At 61.5% G+C, this 17,593-nt stretch carries 19 protein-coding genes; 6 read left to right on the top strand and 13 right to left on the bottom strand.

Translation table 11 applies throughout. From position 1 onward, the window contains the following. Window positions 1–15: 15 nt before the first annotated feature. Genes CPH89_RS20735 through CPH89_RS20750 form a run of 4 tightly spaced genes read right to left on the bottom strand, consistent with a single transcriptional unit; the run spans window position 16 to window position 2,652 of the window. Window positions 16–576: a DUF6162 family protein gene (locus CPH89_RS20735; protein ID WP_053255311.1), complete on the bottom strand. Its 561-nt coding sequence runs from the start codon at window positions 574–576 to the stop codon at window positions 16–18. Next, entirely contained in the window at window positions 573–902 is a 330-nt protein-coding gene (locus CPH89_RS20740) for a hypothetical protein (protein WP_053255312.1), read from the bottom strand. Before CPH89_RS20740 ends, CPH89_RS20735 begins: the two co-directional genes overlap by 4 nt. Then, the gene (locus tag CPH89_RS20745) at window positions 899–1,438 is read right to left on the bottom strand and encodes a PA2404 family protein (RefSeq protein ID WP_053255313.1); all 540 of its coding nucleotides are present in this window, start codon (window positions 1,436–1,438) and stop codon (window positions 899–901) included. Before CPH89_RS20745 ends, CPH89_RS20740 begins: the two co-directional genes overlap by 4 nt. Continuing rightward, the gene (locus tag CPH89_RS20750) at window positions 1,435–2,652 is read right to left on the bottom strand and encodes a PepSY-associated TM helix domain-containing protein (RefSeq protein WP_053255314.1); all 1,218 of its coding nucleotides are present in this window, start codon (window positions 2,650–2,652) and stop codon (window positions 1,435–1,437) included. Before CPH89_RS20750 ends, CPH89_RS20745 begins: the two co-directional genes overlap by 4 nt. A 276-nt stretch (window positions 2,653–2,928) precedes the next feature. Between CPH89_RS20750 and leuC the strand changes: the two genes are divergently transcribed. The 3 genes from leuC (at window position 2,929) to CPH89_RS20765 (ending at window position 6,273) form a co-directional block, all read left to right on the top strand. Next, the gene (gene leuC, locus CPH89_RS20755) at window positions 2,929–4,347 is read left to right on the top strand and encodes a 3-isopropylmalate dehydratase large subunit (protein WP_053255315.1); all 1,419 of its coding nucleotides are present in this window, start codon (window positions 2,929–2,931) and stop codon (window positions 4,345–4,347) included. Further along, a complete protein-coding gene (gene leuD, locus CPH89_RS20760) occupies window positions 4,344–4,958 on the top strand; it encodes a 3-isopropylmalate dehydratase small subunit (RefSeq protein WP_053255316.1) in 615 nt (204 codons plus the stop codon). The genes leuC and leuD overlap by 4 nt, the downstream gene beginning before the upstream one ends. A 73-nt stretch (window positions 4,959–5,031) precedes the next feature. Continuing rightward, window positions 5,032–6,273, top strand: coding sequence for an MFS transporter (locus CPH89_RS20765; protein ID WP_053255317.1), 1,242 nt, complete (start codon window positions 5,032–5,034; stop codon window positions 6,271–6,273). Here CPH89_RS20765 and CPH89_RS20770 read toward each other — a convergent pair. The 5 genes from CPH89_RS20770 to soxR all read right to left on the bottom strand — a co-directional run bounded on the left by CPH89_RS20770 (window position 6,254) and on the right by soxR (window position 10,876). Continuing rightward, on the bottom strand, window positions 6,254–7,168 hold the full coding sequence (locus CPH89_RS20770) for a LysR substrate-binding domain-containing protein (protein WP_053255318.1): 915 nt from the start codon (window positions 7,166–7,168) through the stop codon (window positions 6,254–6,256). The genes CPH89_RS20765 and CPH89_RS20770 overlap by 20 nt on opposite strands. Before the next feature lie 79 nt (window positions 7,169–7,247). Beyond that, a complete protein-coding gene (locus tag CPH89_RS20775) occupies window positions 7,248–8,549 on the bottom strand; it encodes a dicarboxylate/amino acid:cation symporter (RefSeq protein WP_053255319.1) in 1,302 nt (433 codons plus the stop codon). Window positions 8,550–8,646: 97 nt separating this feature from the next. Beyond that, complete coding sequence (locus CPH89_RS20780; RefSeq protein ID WP_053255320.1) at window positions 8,647–9,522, bottom strand: alpha/beta fold hydrolase; 876 nt, start codon at window positions 9,520–9,522, stop codon at window positions 8,647–8,649. Between the two features lie 236 nt (window positions 9,523–9,758). Next, a complete protein-coding gene (locus tag CPH89_RS20785; RefSeq protein ID WP_053255321.1) occupies window positions 9,759–10,217 on the bottom strand; it encodes a VOC family protein in 459 nt (152 codons plus the stop codon). A gap of 209 nt (window positions 10,218–10,426) precedes the next feature. After that, window positions 10,427–10,876, bottom strand: coding sequence for a redox-sensitive transcriptional activator SoxR (soxR, locus tag CPH89_RS20790; protein WP_053255322.1), 450 nt, complete (start codon window positions 10,874–10,876; stop codon window positions 10,427–10,429). Window positions 10,877–10,976: 100 nt separating this feature from the next. Here soxR and CPH89_RS20795 point away from each other — a divergent pair, with 100 nt between their 5' ends. Beyond that, on the top strand, window positions 10,977–11,342 hold the full coding sequence (locus CPH89_RS20795; protein WP_053255323.1) for an antibiotic biosynthesis monooxygenase: 366 nt from the start codon (window positions 10,977–10,979) through the stop codon (window positions 11,340–11,342). Here the strand turns inward: CPH89_RS20795 and CPH89_RS20800 are convergent. The 4 genes from CPH89_RS20800 to msuE all read right to left on the bottom strand — a co-directional run bounded on the left by CPH89_RS20800 (window position 11,331) and on the right by msuE (window position 15,497). Further along, window positions 11,331–12,434: a sigma-54 interaction domain-containing protein gene (locus CPH89_RS20800; RefSeq protein ID WP_053255324.1), complete on the bottom strand. Its 1,104-nt coding sequence runs from the start codon at window positions 12,432–12,434 to the stop codon at window positions 11,331–11,333. The two genes, CPH89_RS20795 and CPH89_RS20800, sit on opposite strands and share 12 nt — an antisense overlap. Before the next feature lie 11 nt (window positions 12,435–12,445). Next, window positions 12,446–13,633, bottom strand: coding sequence for an acyl-CoA dehydrogenase family protein (locus CPH89_RS20805; protein WP_053255325.1), 1,188 nt, complete (start codon window positions 13,631–13,633; stop codon window positions 12,446–12,448). Between the two features lie 148 nt (window positions 13,634–13,781). Beyond that, a complete protein-coding gene (gene ssuD / locus CPH89_RS20810) occupies window positions 13,782–14,924 on the bottom strand; it encodes an FMNH2-dependent alkanesulfonate monooxygenase (protein ID WP_053255326.1) in 1,143 nt (380 codons plus the stop codon). A 9-nt stretch (window positions 14,925–14,933) separates the two neighbouring features. Next, the gene (gene msuE, locus CPH89_RS20815) at window positions 14,934–15,497 is read right to left on the bottom strand and encodes an FMN reductase (RefSeq protein ID WP_053255368.1); all 564 of its coding nucleotides are present in this window, start codon (window positions 15,495–15,497) and stop codon (window positions 14,934–14,936) included. 398 nt (window positions 15,498–15,895) lie between these two features. Here msuE and CPH89_RS20820 point away from each other — a divergent pair, with 398 nt between their 5' ends. Both CPH89_RS20820 and CPH89_RS20825 read left to right on the top strand, forming a co-directional pair. After that, a complete protein-coding gene (locus CPH89_RS20820; RefSeq protein ID WP_053255327.1) occupies window positions 15,896–16,165 on the top strand; it encodes a hypothetical protein in 270 nt (89 codons plus the stop codon). Between the two features lie 233 nt (window positions 16,166–16,398). After that, window positions 16,399–17,559, top strand: coding sequence for a cysteine desulfurase family protein (locus CPH89_RS20825; protein ID WP_053255328.1), 1,161 nt, complete (start codon window positions 16,399–16,401; stop codon window positions 17,557–17,559). Window positions 17,560–17,593 lie beyond the last annotated feature (34 nt).

Genomic DNA, 17,593 nt, shown 5'->3' on the forward strand with positions numbered 1-17,593 from the left:
ACTCGGTCTTCTCGTTCAGTGACGGTGCTGGCGCGTAACGCCGGCATCGAATTGCGCGACCACCTGTTGCCAGCCGGCGGCGATCAGCGCCTGGTCAGTGAGGTCGGAAGGGGGGGCAAGGTGGGCTTGGCGGTTGAGCCAGATATCCGCCTCGGCACCGTGCACGCGCATCAGCAGCGAGCCGCTGGCGCTCGGCGTCTGGCTCAGGCCCAAATAGGCAGCAGGCGCCAGCAACGTCCAGCGGTGGTCGCCACGGCTGACCGAACTGGCGTCCTGGGCAAACGGTGCAAAACCTGCTTCGGCCAGTTGCGCAGGCGTCGGCAGGGCACTGTGCTCCTGTTGCAGCAGCTGGATTTCATCCAGGGTCACCCGCAGGTCGGCGTAGATGCCTTGTTCGGATGCGCTGAGGTCGCGACGGGCGTCCAACTGGTGGCTGGGCAGCGCCGCGACTTCCTGGGTTTCACTGTGCAGGGCCACCACCGAACCGGCCACCGTGAGGATGATCAGGCACAGCAGCAACACGTAGAGGGTTTCGTGGCCGGCACCGGCGGGGCGTACAACCTGTGTCGTGCTCATTGAGGCTGGATATCCGCTTGGTCGATTTCAACGACGTGGCCGGGGCCCGCATCAAACAGCACATAGAACTCGGCGGCGGGCTTTTTGAAGGTCAGGGTCGAGTCCTGGCCGAGTTTGCCGGGCAGCAGGATGGTTTCGTCGTAGCCGATGACGTCCAGGGTCACGCCCGGGGCGCCGCTGCCGTCGGAGAAACCGCCGGTGCACTGGATCTGCTCGCCGGGGATTTCCTTGCATTCGCACATCGGGTTGTGGGCCAGGGCGGTGGTACTGAAACCTGCGCAAAGCAATAGTGCCGCAGCGGCGTGGGTCAGGTGCTTGAACGTCATGGTTTAACTCCTTGCTTGTTCAGCCAGGCAATGGTGGCAGGCGAGGCCTGGCTTAGCGGGATGGAACCCTGGTGCATCGTGCCGTCCCAGCCTTCCATGGTGACCCACAGTTCGGCATCGACCGGCGTGCGCTCAGGCACCGGCAATGCGGCGCCCATGCGGTAAGGCGTACCAAAGAAGATCACCCCGGCGGCGCGCAAGCTGCGTGGTTTGCCGATACGCAGGTAGGTGGCCTTGACCTGCGCGGCACAGGTGTCACACAGGGCGGCGTTGAAGAATTTCATCGGGCCGGCCGGGTCCGGGCTCGGGCCTTCGTTGCGGAATTCGGCGAGTGTCAGGCTCCAGGGCCCGACCTGCACGTCGCCGACGACCCGCTCGCCAATCCCGGTGTCACCGCGAAACAGTGCGGCATCGGCGAAGTATTTGGGCATGAACCCCAGGGGTACCAGCAACAGCAGGATGTTGATATGGAACCGCCATTTCAGCCAAACAGCGCGCAGCCTCGAAGGCGGTGTAGCAGCAGTGACCTTGCTCATCCGTTGGCCTCCGAGGTTTCAGCCTGCCTGGCGGGGAGGGCGGCCGGTTGGCGCGACGCCTTATTGCTGCGCTTGAGTGCATTGAGGGTGGCCAGGGCGGTGCGCTTGGTCCAGATCAGCAGGCCACTCAACACCATCATGCTCAGCACCAGGCCGAAGAACGCCCAGATCAGCTTGATCCACAGCCCGCCAAAGTCGCCGGTGTGCAGCGGGCGCATGGATTCGGTGACGAACTCCAGCGTTGAGCGGTCGGACAGCAAGTGCGACACCGCGATCTCGCCGCTGTACGGGTTGAGTTGGGCCGTCTGGAACATCAGCGGGTACCAGCCGCGCCCGCCGATTTGCAGGTGGCTATAGGCGTTGAGCGGCAGGAACACAAACGTCGCATCCAGCCCGGGAATGCGTTGGCTGGCAATCTCGATGGCGTCGTCCAGTGGGATCATCGGTGCCGGCACACCCGGCGCGGACATCGGCACCTTCTCACGGGCGATCACGGGGACGATCGGTTCGCTGGAGATGGAAATCTGGTTGTCCCCCAGGATCGCCTGGATCAGGAACCACGTGCCGGTGATGGAAATCACCGCGATAAACCAGATTGACCAGATCCCGCTCAGGCGATGGAAGTCCCCCCAGAAGATTCGCGCACCGTGACGGATACGCAGGGTCGGTCGCAGAAAACCCTTCCAGAAACGCTTGTAGACCACCAGCCCGGTCACCAGTGACGCCAGCAACGGCAGGCCGAGCGCCGAGACCAGGTACCACCCCCAACTGAAGCCATTAGTGAACGGCACCAGCCACCAGCCGTGCAGGGCGCGGGTAAATTGCTTGAAATCGAAGGCTGGGCTGATGCCCTGGATCGCCCCGGTGTAGGGGTTGACGTAGGCCTCGACGGAGCGCCCATCCGGGTAGCTGAGGTCGACACTGAGGGCGAAGTGCGTTTCGTCCGGGCGGATGATCGACTGCACAATCACTTGGGGCTCTTCGCGTTTGATCGCGGCGATCACCTGGTCAAAGCTCAGCATCCGGGCATCTTCCGACGGCTTGCTTGCACGGATATCCGGGTTGGCCAGCCACACGATTTCCTGGCTGACCACCGCCAGGGTGCCGGTCACGCAGACGATCAGCACAAAAAACCAGATGGGTAACGCCAGCCAGCTGTGCACCAGAAACCAGAGTTTTGAACGTGACTTCTTTGACGTGTGAACGTTAGACATGTGAATACGGGTCTTGAACGAAGGAGGGCGATGGAGGCCCGGAAATGGCCGGTCGTAGCTTTTGCTGACGCGACGGGCTGTATCTAAGTTAAGACGGATGAGCATGAGAAATCCCCAAGCCGCAAATGAAAGAAAATGTTTCAGGTTCGCATTCACTGGGCTTTTCGCGCCTTGATCGAACACGAAACATGTTCCAAGCCATCACCCAGGTGCCATTGATGGGGCCGGGGGGCTGCGTAGGATGGGGGCACACCGTTGAGTGAGCCCGAAGAAAAAATGACTGCCAGAACCCTCTACGACAAACACATCGATTCCCATACGGTGTGCCCCCTGGACGACCAGGGCCATGTCCTTCTGTACATCGACCGCCAGGTGATCAACGAATACACCAGCCCCCAGGCGTTCAGCGGCATGCGCGAGGCCGGGCGTAAGGTTTGGCGCCCTGGCACGGCGCTGGCGGTGGTTGACCATGTAAACCCCACCACGCCCACGCGTACTGCGACGATGCCCGATGCGGCCGGCGCGCGGCAGGTGTCGTACCTGGCGGAAAACTGCCAGGATTTCGGCATCGAGCTGCTGGATATCCTCGACAAGCGCCAAGGCATCGAACACGTGATTGCGCCGGAGCAGGGCTTCATTTTGCCGGGCATGGTGATCGCCGCCGGTGATAGCCACACCACCACCTACGGCGCATTGGGCGCGTTCGGGTTTGGCATCGGCACCTCCGAAATCGAGCACCTGCTGGCCTCGCAGACCCTGGTCTACAAGCGCCTGAAAAGCATGCGTGTGACCGTCGACGGCAAACTGGCGCGCGGCCTGACCTCCAAGGACGTGATCATGGCGCTGATCGGCAAGATCGGCGCGTCCGGTGCCACCGGCTACGCCATTGAGTTTCGCGGTTCCACCGTGGATGCGCTGAGTGTCGAAGCGCGCATGACCATCTGCAACATGGCCGTGGAAGCCGGTGCGCGCGGCGCATTCATGGCGCCGGACGAAAAAGTTTTCGCCTACCTCAAGGGCAAGCCTCGCGCGCCGAAAGGCGCGTTGTGGGAACAGGCACTGGTCGGCTGGCGCCAGCTGCATTCGGATGCCGACGCCGTGTTTGATCAAGAAGTGCAGCTCGATGCCAGCACCCTGGAACCCATGGTCACTTGGGGCACCAGCCCCGACCAGGCCGCCCCCATCGGCGCCCGCGTGCCCGACCCGCAAGAGGTGAGCGACCTGATCCTGCGCCAGGACATGCGCCGCGCGCTGAATTACATGGGCCTGGAGGCCGGCATGCCGCTGAGCGATATCGTGATCAGCCATGCGTTTATCGGCTCTTGCACCAATGCCCGCATCGAGGACCTGCGCGACGCTGCCAGTGTGGTGCGCGGCAAACACGTGGCCGACCACGTACGGGCGATGATTGTCCCCGGCTCCACCGCCGTGCGCGACCAGGCCGAAGCCGAAGGGCTCGCGGCGATCTTTATCGACGCCGGCTTCGAATGGCGCCAGTCCGGCTGCTCGATGTGCCTGGCGATGAACGACGATGTGCTGGCCCCCGGCGACCGCTGCGCGTCCAGCACCAACCGCAACTTCGAAGGGCGCCAGGGCGCCGGCGCCCGCACTCACCTGATGAGCCCGGCCATGGTCGCCGCCGCCGCCATCACCGGCCGCCTCACCGATATTCGTCACTTTGGAGACCGCGCATGAGCCTGCAACCGTTCACCCAGGTCACCGGCAAGGCTGCGCCGATGCTTGCAGCGAATATCGACACCGACGTGATCATGCCCAAGCAATTTCTCAAGGGCATCGACCGCAGCGGTCTCGACCGAGGGTTGTTCTTCGACCTGCGCTTCCTCGCGTCAGGCGAGCCCAACCCGGCATTCGTGCTCAACCAGCCGGCCTGGCAGGGCGCGTGCTTTATGGTGGTCGGGCCGAACTTCGGCTGTGGCTCCAGCCGTGAGCATGCGGTGTGGGGCTTGAAGCAAATGGGGATTCGCGCGCTGATCGGCAGCCGCTTTGCCGGGATTTTTTATGACAACTGCCAGCGTAACGGCGTGTTGTTGATCACTCTGGACGATGCGCTGCTGCAGGCGCTCGGGCAGACCGTAAGCCAGCCTGAACAGGCGCAGATCAGTGTGGATCTGCAGGCGCAGCAGATTCGCCTCGCGGACGGCCAGGTGATCCCCTTCCAGATCGACACCTTGCGCAAGACCGCGCTGCTGCTCGGCCTGGATGCGATTGGCAGCACTTTGCAGCGCAGTGACCAGATCCAGGCGTTCGAGCGCAGGCACCTGGCGGCCAACCCCTGGCTTGGTTGACACACCGGGCACCGTAGACTTAAGTGGGACCGACAAGGACGTCGGCTCATTATAAGAAAAGGAAGTCTCTGCCATGCACGTGCTGAACGTTGAGCCTGAATCAACGCGCTCGACCCGCAATGCACGCTTGATCATCTTCGCGCGCGGGGTGTCGGATTTCGGCGCGTTCCTCAACATGGTGGCGTTGTCCACTTACGTGTATTGGCTCAGCCACAGCGTGATGTTTGTCAGTGTCTTCCTGGCGTGCCGCGTTACCGGTGGGATTATTGCGAGCCTGTTCGGGATTGCTTTTTTCAGGCGCTTTGCCGGACGAGGCACGTTGGCCGGGCTGGACCTTGCCCGAGCCTTATTGCTGATGCCGCTGCTGGTGTTGATACCGACACATCAGCTCAGCGTGCTGCCCTTCATCGCGTTTGGCATCGGCTTGTGCAATTCGTTGTTTGCGATTGGCCTGAACAGTCAGTTGCCCACCTGGGTAGCGCTGGAGCAGCGGGTTTCCACCAATGCATGGATTACTTCTGCGGCCGCCACCGGTGCGGTGTTTGGCAGCTTGTTGTCTGGGGGGCTGATTGCCACGGCGGGATTCGAAGCCGTGTTTGCCGTGAACATCGGCACCTATATGGTTGCCGCCTGCCTGATCCTGCCGTTGCGGGCGTTGTACTCAGGTGCGATGTCCGTGCATCGAGGCCTCGCGGCTGAATGGCATGAACTGAAGAAAGGCCTGCGGAGCGCGCCGGTGCTGGCCGCGATGTTATTGATCAGCCTGCTCGACACCCTTGGCAGCGCTGCGCATAACGTCGGCTGGCCGGTGTTGTCCCAGTACATTTCGCCCGATACGGCAAAGACCGTGATGGGCTACCTGCTGGCGGTTTGGGCCTGTGGCAAGTTCGTGGGCGCGCGGCTGGCCAGTGCCGTGTTGAAAAGTCGTGGTACCGCAGGCATGGAGCGCCTGTTTATGGCCGGTGTGGCGCTGATGTCCAGCGGCTTTATCCTGACCTTCCAACAAAGCGAACTGTGGCTGGCGCTGGTGTGGGTGGTGTGGGCGGGGTTGGGAGATGGTATTTCCGAGGTGGCCTTGGTTTCCCGCGCGCAGAGTGAACCGGATAGCCTGCGCCTGCCGCTCTTCAGTTTATTGACCCTGATCCAGATGGCCGGCTTTGGCGTAGGCATGCTCGTGGTCGGGCCGTTCTACCTGACGTGGGCGCCGGCCCAAGTGATTGTGTTGTTCCACGGGCTGCCGTTGACCGCCCTGGTGGTCATGGGCCTATGGCTGGGTTACAGCGCCAATCGGGGCGTCAGATCGACAACCCCTTGAAGTGCTCCTGCAAAAATTCCACACACGCTCTTAATTTCCCGGAGTAGGCCAACCGCGTCGGGTATACCGCCCACACGTTGGCGCTCTGGGTGTAGCCGTGCAACACCTGCACCAGCTTGCCTTGTTCGAGCAGCGGCTTCACATCCCACATCGAGCGCAGCAGCACCCCGCGTCCGTCCAGGGCCCACTGCAACACGATCTCGCCATTGTTGGAGGACAGCGGCCCGCGTACGCGAACACTTTGCGCGCTGCCATCACGCTCCAGGTTCCAGATGCCAAAGGCGTTGTCACGCTCCTTGAGCACCAGGCAGTCGTGCTGCTCCAGGTCACTCAACTGTTGCGGGGTGCCCCGACGCTTCAGGTAAGCCGGCGCCGCGCACAGCACTCGGCGGTTGCTCACCAAGCGTCGGCCGATGTGTTGACCGGGAATGTCATCGCCCACGCGAATTTCCAGGTCGAAGCCTTCGCTGACGATGTCCACCACGCGGTCGAACAGGTCCAGGCGGATTTCCAGGTCCGGGTATTGTTCGGCCAGCAACGACAGGGCCGGCGCCACATGGTTGCGCCCAAAGCCGAAGCTGCTGCACATATGCAGATGCCCACGGGGGCTGTCGTGGGCGTCGCAGAGTTCATCGGAAAGTTGCTGGAAGTCTTCGAGGATGCGCACGGCCCAGCGCTGCACCCGTTCACCGTCTTCGGTGAGGGCGATGCGCCGGCTGGTGCGGTGCAGCAGGCGAGTGGCCAGGGTGGTTTCGAGGATCTGGATGCGCTTGCTGACATACGCAGGCGACAGCCCCAACTCATCGGCAGCGGCGGCGAAACCCGCCTTGCGAATCACGGTCAGGAACACCCGCAGGTCTTCGGGTAGGGGCACGTTATCTTTCTTGTTAGTCATCAGAAAACAAGCGTGGCGGCATGAGCCGCCAGCATAGCACCGGATGCGCGCACCTTCCGGCGCGGCTGGGCGTGAATGCCTATTCGGCAGCAATCTTCGCTTGCGCGGCACGCGCATGCCGGCCATGTTTGAGGGCAATCGGCGCCATCTTGTCGCGATCCAGTTCACCTTCCCAGGCGGCCACCACCAGCGTGGCGACGGCGTTACCGATGATATTGGTCAGCGAGCGGCATTCAGCCATGAAGCGGTCGACACCGAGGATCAGCACCATCGCTGCCACCGGTACGGTCGGCACCACCGCCAGGCTCGCCGCCAATGCCACAAAGCCGGCACCGACGACGGCACCGGCGCCTTTGGAGGTGAGCATGGCCACGGCCAGCAACGTCAATTGTTGCTCCAGCGGCAGGTCGATATTGGTGGCCTGGGCCAGGAACAACACCGCCAAGGTCATATAGATGTTGGTGCCGTCCAGGTTGAAGGTGTAGCCGGTCGGCACCACGATACCCACCACGCCTTTGGACGCGCCGAGGCTTTCGAGTTTCTGGATCAGTTGCGGCAGCGCCGACTCCGACGAGCTGGTGCCGAGCACGATCAGCAGTTCCGACTTGATGTAACCCATCAACTTGAAAATGCTGAAGCCGGCGTAACGGGCGATGCTGCCCAGTACCACCGCGACAAAAAACAACGCGGTGATATAGAAGGTGCCGACCAGCTTCAGCAGCGGCAGCAATGAGCCCACGCCGTACTTGCCGATGGTGAACGCAATCGCGCCGAAGGCACCGATAGGCGCTACACGGCTGATCATCGCCACGATGCGGAAAAACACCTCGCTGGCCTGGTTGATGACACTCACCAGCGGCCGCGCTTTCTCACCGACCATTACCAGGCCGAGGCCGAACAGCACGGAAATAAACAGCACCGGCAGAATTTCACCTTTGGCGAAGGCGTCGAAAAAGGTCCCGGGGATGACATTCAGCAGAAACCCGGTCACGCCCTCACTGTGCTGCGCCTGGCCGACAAAGCCGGCGATGGCTGAACTGTCGAGGGTCTTCACGTCGATATTGAAACCCACGCCGGGGTGCAGCAGGTGTGCAGCGAGAATGCCGATCAGCAGCGCGATGGTCGAAACGATCTCGAAGTACAGCAGCGCTTTGCCGCCCACGCGGCCGACCTGTTTTACATCGTGCATGCTGGTGATGCCGGAAACCACCGTGCAGAAGATGATCGGGCCGATGATCATCTTGATCAGCTTGATAAACCCGTCGCCCAGCGGCTTGAGGTCGATACCGATTTGCGGCCATACGTGGCCGATCAATACACCCAGCGCGATCGCGATGAGCACCTGTACGTAGAGGGTTCCCAGCAGTTTTCGGATTGTCATTGTTATTATCTCGAGGGGCTTTTTTTGGGCAAAGCGAACCCGTCGCAGGCATTTTCAGCCGGCGAGGCGGGTCCGTCAGGTCACGGGGGCATACGGCTCAGCGCAGGAAGTCGAGGACTTCGCCAAGCAACAGTTCAGGCACTTCTTCAGCAAGATAGTGGCCGGCGGGCAGTGCTTTGCCACGTACATCGGTGGCGACTTTCTGCCACTCCTCCAGCGGTTCGAAACAGCGGCCCACAGTGCCGTCGGCGCCCCACATCACCAGCAACGGCAGGTTCAGGTGGTGGCCGGCGTCGATGTCCGCCTGGTCGTGCTCAAGGTCGATACTGGCGGCAGCACGGTAGTCTTCGCAGATACCGCGAGCCGTACCTGGCAGTTGCAGGCAGCGCAGGTACTCGGCGAAGGCTGCATCGGTAAACGGCTTGAGCCCGGCACTGCGGCTGCCCATCACGCTGCGCAGGTAGAGTTGCGGGTTGCTCTCGATCAACGCCTCCGGCAGCGGCGCCGGGCGGATCAGGAAGAACCAGTGCCAGTAGGCGCGGGCGAAGGTCTCGTCGGTTTGGGCGTACATCGCCAGGGTTGGCGCAATATCCAGCAGCACCATGCGTTGCACGGCCTTGGGATGGTCCAGCGCCAGGCGATGGGCGACCCGGGCACCACGGTCGTGGGCCAGTACCGAGAACGTGTCAAAGCCCAGCGCCTTCATCAGTTCGACGCCGTCGCGGGCCATTTCCCGCTTCGAGTAGTTGCTGTGGTGATCGTTGGCCGGCGGCTTGCTGCTGTCGCCATAGCCGCGCAGGTCGGCTGCGACCACGCTGAAATGCTCGGCCAACTGTTCGGCGACTTTGTGCCAGATGACGTGGGTTTGCGGGTGCCCGTGCAGCAGGAGCAGACCCGGACCTGTACCGCCTTTGCGGTAGCTGATGTCCACGCCGTTGACGTGGCACTGGTCTTTTTGGAATCCGGCGAACATGGAATGACTCCTCGTGATGATTGCCTGCATCCTGGAATCACGCAGCATTCGGGGCAAGGGGGAAAGCGTGTAGGGGTTGTTCATGAAGTGTGTAGGAGCCTGCCGGCCAGGCTCTATTGTTCAAACAACGAGGCCCCTGTGGGCGCGGGCTTGCCGGCGATGGTATCGACGCGATAGACCCGGATACGCCGAGGTATCTGCATCGCAGGCAAACCAGATGGGGGGCAGGCGCGATCTCAGCCTTGCGTGAACATCGCTTCGGCGCGCTGGCGGATCTGTGCTTCGGTCAGGTCTTCTTTGCGTGTGGCCAGGAACCACAGGTGGCCGAATGGATCTTTTACGCTCGCCGACCGGTCACCGTAGAACTGATCCTTGGGCTCTGACACCACACTGGCGCCGGCCGCAACGGCGCGTTCGAATTGCGCATCCACGTCGTGCACATACAGGTGCAGACCGACACTGGTGTGTTCATCCGGATTGCGCAATGCCATTTCAGCGCAGGGCGAGCCCAGCATGAGCGCCGAGTCACCGATGCGCAGTTCGGCGTGGCCGACCTTGCCGTCGGGCATGTCCAGGCGCATGACTTGCGTGGCGCCGAAGGCTTTCTTGTAGAACGCGATGGCTTCGGCGGCGTTGTCGATGCCCATATAAGGCGTGACGCTGTGATAACCCTCGGGGATAGGTTTGGCACTCATGTCGTTCTCCTTGATTGGGGTTATGGAGGTACGGGTTATTCACTATAGGCCACGTATCGCGCGGTTTGCGGGTAGCCGACGAGGTGTTGGCCCGGCAACAGTGAACCGGCAGATGGCTGCGTCAAAGACGGTGTTTGATCGCGATTGGGTGGTCACACCGTCTGTGTCGCGCCCCGACGATCCGCTCCCACAAGGGTTGCCTCTGCCGGTCAGGTTTCGGGGGTGGGCTCCAACAGCTGTGCCCCCGGCCCACGCTCGCCGAGTTGATCATCCTGATTACGCAAAGGGCACGCGTCCAACGACAGGCACCCACACCCAATGCACCCACTGAGTTTGTCGCGCAGCAGCAACAATTTGTTGATGCGATCGTCCAGGTCCTCTCGCCACAGCGCCGACAGACGTTCCCAATCCTGCTTCGTAGGCGTGCGCTCATTCGGCAAGGTCTGCAATGCTTCGCCAATGGTCGCCAGCGGAATCCCCAAGCGTTGGGCAATCTTGATCACCACCACCCGCCGCAACACATCCCGTGGGTAGCGGCGCTGGTTGCCCGCATTGCGGTTGCTCTTGATCAGCCCCTTGGATTCATAGAAGTGCAGCGCCGTGACCGCTACGCCACTGCGGGCGGCCAGTTGGCCGACGGTGAGTGCTTTGTTGAGCATGAAAAACTCCGAATCAATGCTTGACCTTGACTTAACTAGAGGTTTTACCCTGCGTGGCATCGAATCGCAAGATTCTGCCTACAGAGAAAGGGGAGTGTTCATGCAGGTATCAGAGAAGAGTCGCAGCTTCACTCAATTGATCGAGTTTCAGATCGAGCCCCGGCAGCAGTCTGCCCTGGTGGCGGCCTTGTCCATCCAAAGCGAGCGCCTGGCCCAAGGCCATGGCGGCTTTATCAATGCGAGTGTGCAGGTCAGCGAGGACGGGCGGCGGGTGCTCAATTACCTGCAATGGCGCTCCCGTGAGGACGGTGAGGCGGCGTTTGAATGTTTTGAGCACGGCGAGGAAGATTTCTGGACGCTGATCCGCGCTCACCAGGCCACGGCGGTGACGTTTGGTTCGTTCCAGGTGCTGCGCAGCTTTGAGCGCAGCCATGACAACGCCTTGCACTGCCGCCTAAATGGATAGGTGCAGCATCCGCTCACCTTGCACGTTTTCCCCAGGGCGGCGCTTGTTCACCGCCAGCTCGCCGATCTTGATCAGGCGTGTGCGCGTGACGTTGCGGCTCAAGCCCAGCAGGCTGGCGGTGTGCACCTGGTTGTAATGGCTGAAGCGGTAGGCGGCGCGCAATAACGCGTCCTCGACCTTTTCGTGCAGGGCGCCGGCCTGTTCCTCGAACAGCTTTTGAAACGCGCGCGCCAGCAACGCTTCTGCGCTGTTATCGCTGGTGTGCTGGCTGTCGTCCTGACGCTCGATGCGCAGGTTCGACAGGCGCAGATCATCGCGTTCGATCACGCCGTTGCGGCAGATCAGCAGGGTGTGGTGAATCACGTTTTCCAGCTCGCGAATATTGCCTGGCCAGCTGTAGCTTTTGAGCTTGTGTTCGGCCTCGCGGCTGATGGTGATGGGGCCATAGCCCAGGCGCTGGCTGTAAGCTTCAATGAAATGCCGGGTCAGCGGCAGGATGTCGCCGGGGCGCTCGCGCAGCGGGCTGAGCTCAAGGCTGACGACGTCAAGGCGGTAGTAGAGGTCTTCGCGAAAATGCCCGGCATTAATCGCCTTTTCCAGTTGCACGTTGGTCGCGGCCAGCACGCGCACGTCGATGGGGATGCTCTTGCGCGAGCCCAGGCGCACCACCTCGCGTTCCTGTAATACACGCAACAGTTTGACTTGGATCGCCATCGGCAAGTCGCCGATCTCATCTAGGAACAACGTGCCGCCGTCGGCTTCTTCGAACCAACCGGCCTTGGCACTGAGCGCGCCGGTAAAGGCGCCTTTTTCATGGCCGAACAGCTCGGCCTCCACCAGCGATTCGGAAAACGCCCCGCAGTTCACCGCCACGAACGGTCGGTTGCGCCGTGCGCTGAGGTTATGAATGTGGCGCGCTACCAGCTCTTTACCGGTGCCGGTCTCGCCGATGATCAGCACGCTGGCCTCGCTGGGCGCCACTTGCTGGATGTGGTCGAGCAGCGCCTGGGATTTCGGGTCTTCGAAGACTTGGGCCGTGGCGCGAATCGACGTCGCGAGGGCGGGCGAGGGCGGTAAGGTTAAAAGCTGCATGGGCACCTCTCTTAAGAGTAGAACGTCGGTATCGGCAGGGAATGGTTCAACGCCCAGTCCCCGAGTTCGTGGAGCTTGTAGTCCACCGGATCGTGCAAGGTTTGTGTGCGCAGGTTGCGCCAGTGGCGGTCCAGGCGCAGCGAGGCGTGGGTGGAGCGCGCGCCGGTGACTTCAAACAGGCGGCTGCACAACTCCAGGCCTTGGCGCGTGGCGGCGACTTTCGCGGTGGCGATCGCAATGGCCAGTTGGCCGCGTTGGTGTTCACTGAGGTTGGGGCCTTTGGCCCAGGCCTGATCGAGCAGATCGGCAGCGCGTTCCACCAGCAGGCGCACGCCTTCCAAGGCCACCCAGAACTCGCCGTAATGGTGCAGAACATAAGGGTCCTGGCGTACGTCGTCGGCCGAGGATTTATGCCACGAACGGGTTTCGGTCAGGGTGTAGTTGCGCGCTTCTTCAAACGCGCCTTCGGCAATGCCGAGAAACATATGCGTGAAGGTCAGCTGTGCGATCAGTGGGCGCAGGCAGGCGAACGGCGTACTCAGTGGGCCTGGGTCGAGCAGCAATTCCGACTCCTCGACGCGTACCCGTTCGAAGCTGGCGCTGCCGCTGTCAGTCTGGCGCTGGCCGATATTGTTCCAGTCATTGTGCAGGGTGATGCCGCTGCGACCGCTGGGGATGGCAGCAATCAGCAGTTTGCCGCCAGCGCTGTCATCCACGGCAGAGGCAATCAGCATTTCCGAATCGCTGGCGCCGGAGCAGAAGCTCTTCTTGCCGGAGAATTCACGCCAGCCACCAAAATCCTTGACCACCGTGCGTGTGTCCAGCGGGTTGAGGGCATTGCCCCAGAACCAGTTTTTGCGGGCGGTTTGTTCGAACCAGGGTTGCCATTGATCCGGGCGCGCAAACAGGCGCACGGTGGCGAGCATCAAGTGGTGGAAACCGAAAACGTGCGCGAGGGAGCTGTCGACCTTGGCGAACTCGCGAACGATACCCAGGGTTTCACTCCAGCGTGCGCCGAGGCCACCGTATTGGGTGGGAATGCTCAGGGCCAGCAGGCCGCTTTGGCGCAGGGCGTCTCGTTCGGCCTTCGGGGTGCCGCCACGCTCATCACGTTCGACGGCGGTGAGGGCAAATTCGGCGGCCAGCAGTTTGGCGGTCTGCAATGGCGATGGCAGCACGCTGTGGGGTTTGGCTGTCACACGATGTTCCTCAATATCGGTTGGGCAAAGAAGGCCAAAGGTGGACGCGGGCTTGCTCGCGAAAGCGGTGTGTCCGATCGCAAATGAATTGACTGAACGGACGCATTCGCGAGCAAGCCCGCTCCCACATCAAGCAGACTCAGCGCGCTCAGGCCTTGGTTGTGGGCAACACATCGTTGGCAATCATTTCGCCAAACGGGCCCGTGAGGTTGGTGACACCACGCCCGGCAAGGCTGGCGTAGGGTTCCGGCAACAGCGGGAACACCAACTCAGCAAAGCGATAGGCTTCTTCCAGGTGCGGGTAGCCGGAGAAGATGAAGCTCTCGATGCCCAAGTCGGCGTACTCTTTGATGCGCTCGGCGACCTGCTGCGGGTTACCGACCAGTGCCGTACCAGCACCGCCGCGCACCAGGCCGACGCCGGCCCACAGGTTGGGGGCGATTTCCAGGTTGTCGCGGCGCCCGTCGTGCAAGGCGGCCATGCGGCGCTGGCCTTCGGAGTCAAAGCGCGAGAAGGATTTTTGCGCCGCTGCGATGGTGTCGTCGCTGATGTGCTCGATCAGTTTGTAGGCGGCTTTCCAGGCGTCTTCTTCGGTCTCGCGCACGATCACGTGCAGGCGGATACCGAACTTCACGGTGCGGCCTTTACGCGCGGCACGCTCGCGGACATCCGCGAGTTTTTCCGCAACGGCGGCGGGCGGCTCGCCCCAGGTCAGGTACACGTCCACCTGTTCGGCGGCAAGGTCGTGGGCGGCGTCGGAAGAACCGCCGAAGTACAGCGGCGGATACGGCTTCTGCACCGGCGGGTAAAGGGCCTTGGCGTTCTGTACGCGCAAGTGCTTGCCTTCGAAGTCCACCGATTCGCCCTGCAACACACGACGCCAGATCTGCAGGAACTCGTCGGAGACTTCGTAGCGTTCGCTGTGGTCGAGGAAACTGCCGTCGCCTCGGTTTTCGTCGGGGTCGCCGCCGGTCACCACGTTGATCAGCAAGCGGCCGTTGGACAGGCGATCCAGGGTAGCGGCCATGCGTGCCGAGACCGTGGGCGAGATAATGCCCGGGCGGATCGCTACCAGATAACGCAGGCGTTCAGTCAGCGGTACCAGCGCCGAGGCGATAACCCAGGAGTCTTCGCACGAGCGGCCGGTAGGAATCAACACGCCGTAGTAACCGAGGCTGTCAGCTGCTTGTGCGACTTGTTTCAGATAGTGGAGGGTGACCGGCCGTGCGCCTTGGGTGGTGCCCAGGTAATGACCGTCGCCGTGGGTTGGCAGAAACCAGAAAACATCCATGACAAATCCTTAAGCGATTTTCAGCAGAGAAGGAGAGTGCGCAGCAAACAGTGGCGCTGCGCGTTCTGCGGCAAGGCGGATACGGCCCTTCAAGGGCTCACTGGTTATGTGGTAGTCGGTGAAATCGGCTTCAGTGGCGTACACGCCGATCGGCAAGGTCAGCGCTTGGAAGAAGCTGAACAGCGGGCGCAGTTGGTGATCAAGGACCAGTGCGTGGCGTTCGCTACCGCCAGTGGCCGCGAGCAACACCGGTGTGTTGATCAGCGCGTTCAGGCCGACCAGATCGAACAGGTGCTTGAGCAAGCCCGGGTAGGAACCGCGATAGACCGGTGCGGCAACGACCAGCAGGTCGGCCTGTTCGATGGCCAACAGTTGGGCTTCGACCTCGGCCGGCAGTTCATCACGGGACAGGGCGCCGCCCAAAGGCCGGGCGATGTCACCCAGTTCGATCAGCGTGGTCTGGATTGGCAGCAGGCTCGCCAGTTCGGCCAGCACGGCTTGGGTCAGCACCAATGTGCGGGATGGGCGCCAGGTTCCGCCGGAGAGGGCAACAACATTCAGGGGACGGGTCATAAACAGTTCCTTTTTCAACAGTGGTTCATTGCAAGAGAAGTGAAACGTCTTGAGCAAGCGCCGTACCAACGGCTGCAAGCCTTGATTTACATAGGCTGCGCGCTCACTGCTGAGAAAGTTGCTGTTGTCGACCTGGTGTTTTGTTGAATGACTGTTGCGTGAGCAACAGTTGCAGGGCGAACAGTGTCGTTCGCTGTGCAGGCAGTTATAGAGGGTTACTTTTATTCCGTAAATGAACGTATTTCCATATTTATAGATCTTAAAAGAATATGTATTACCTGCTATCGAGGATGCCTTAATGGTTGATAGCGACTATCACGGCGGGTGATTTTTCACCGTGCGAGGGCGGGAGTAGCCTGTGTTCATTGACTCGAAACCTCCTTCGCAGGACCTCCACCATGAAGCATTTTCTGGCTGTTTCCTTAATAGTTGTCAGCTCCGTCCTCGCCGGTTGTGCGACCCATCCATCGCCCGAATCGCGCCCCTACACCGCAGAAGAAACCAAGCAGTTGGCGTTGGAAGCCTTGGGCCGTCGCGGCCTGTCGTTTGATGAGTATCAGCAGCAGCGTGCTGCACTCACCGGCCAGCCACCGAAGCCCTTCGGCTTTGATCACCAGGGTGAAATGAACGCTGAACGCAGTGTGGTGTTGCATGGTCGTCCCAGTTGAGTTCGCGCCGAGCGGTAAAAAGCCCGAGGATTCCCTTAAGGAACCTCGGGCTTTTTGTTTGCCATGGGGTTACTTCAGCCTGTTAAGCTGGATTTCAGGAGCGTTCCTACGCACATTTAAATAAAGTGGTCCTTTTTTAATGGCATTCGATCGGTTAAACCTGACGACCTCTGTTCCGGTCGATGCCCCTGAGACGCTGCTCTTGGGAATACGCTCTGCGAGTCTTAAACGTCATGAATAAACGTCCGTTGTATTTCGACTACGCCGCCACCACGCCGGTGGATGAGCGGGTCATCCAGGTGATGGTCGAGTGCCTGGGCTTCAATGCCAACTTTGGTAACCCTGCGTCCAGTTCCCATGCGTTCGGCCAAGCCGCCCGGCAAACGGTAGAACAGTCGCGCCGTCAGGTGGCCGAGTTGGTCGGTGCCCAACCCGAGCAGATCGTCTGGACCTCCGGCGCTACGGAGTCCAACAACCTCGCGATCAAGGGTGTGGCCCAGGCGCGTGGGGTGGCGGGTGGGCATATCATCACCAGCCAGATCGAGCACAAAGCCACGCTGGACACCGCGCGGCAACTGCAGGAAGCCGGGGTGGCCGTGACCTACCTGGTGCCGGATGCCGAAGGGCTGATCAGCGCCGAAGCGGTCAGCGAGGCGCTGCGCGAAGACACCTTTCTGGTGTCCTTGATGCTGGTGAACAATGAGCTGGGCACCCTGAACGATATCCCCGCCATCGGCGCGCGGGTGCGTGAGCATGGCGCGCTGCTGCACGTGGATGCGGCGCAAGGTGCGGGCAAGGTAGCGATCGACCTGGCTGAGTGGCCAGTGGATTTGATGTCGTTTTCCGCCCACAAGCTTTACGGTCCCAAGGGCATTGGCGCGCTGTATGTCGGCCCGCGTGCGCAACAGAAAGTGTTGGCGCAGATTCACGGCGGTGGTCACGAGGGTGGGTTGCGCTCCGGGACGCTGGCGACCCACCAGATTGCGGGTATGGGCACCGCGTTCGCCCTGGCGGCAGCGTCGTTCTCTGCAGAAAAGGCCACGATCGTCGCCTTGCGTCAGCGCCTGTTGGATCAGTTGGAATCGGTGGCGGGTGTGCGCCTCAATGGCAGCCCTACACAACGTATTCCCCATACGCTCAGCCTCACGTTCAGTGAAGGTGAGTTCAATTCCGCCGCATTGAGCGCAGGCATCGCCTTTTCGGCAACCTCGGCGTGCAACTCGGCGAGCAATGCGCCGTCCCACGTGCTTCTGGCCCTGGGCCATGACGCACGCAGCGCGGGCCGCACCATTCGTTTGAGCCTGGGTCGGTTTACCACCGAACAGGACATCGACCAAGCCGTGCAATTGATCAAGGCCGCACTCGCCAGTGCACCGGCATTCTGGTCCGTCTGATTTTTCATTCGCAGCACATAACAATTATTAGTGG

Origin of the sequence: Pseudomonas fluorescens, assembly GCF_900215245.1 — a bacterium.
GTDB classification, from domain to species: Bacteria; Pseudomonadota; Gammaproteobacteria; order Pseudomonadales; family Pseudomonadaceae; genus Aquipseudomonas; species Aquipseudomonas fluorescens.